Here is a 393-nt window from a genome sequence, read left to right on the forward strand (position 1 = left end):
TGTATTCCCAGGAATACAGAGCATCAACGACTGCACAAACAAGGCAGCCTTTGCTGTATTCCCGGGAATACGTGCTTCTGCATCAACCTCGGGCAGTCTGGCCGTTGTATTCCTAGGAATACACACAGATTCCATCACCGCTGTACTCAAGTCTGTATTCCCAGGAATACAGAGCATCAACGACTGCACAAACAAGGCAGCCTTTGCTGTATTCCCGGGAATACGTGCTTCTGCATCAACCTCAGGCAGTCTGGCCATTGTATTCCCAGGAATACACGCAGATTCCCTCACCGCTGCACTCAAGTCTGTATTCCCGGAAATACAGAGCATCAACGACTACGCCATCCAAGTTGTCATTGCTGTATTCCCGGGAATACGTGCTTCTGCATCACC

Annotated in this window: 1 protein-coding gene; it reads left to right on the forward strand. The window is 49.9% G+C overall.

The features are described from left to right. A partial coding sequence (locus ACODR9_RS24325; RefSeq protein WP_488813270.1) for a hypothetical protein occupies window positions 1-393 on the forward strand: 393 nt, incomplete at both ends.

Source organism: Aquitalea sp. FG25 (assembly GCF_057809375.1).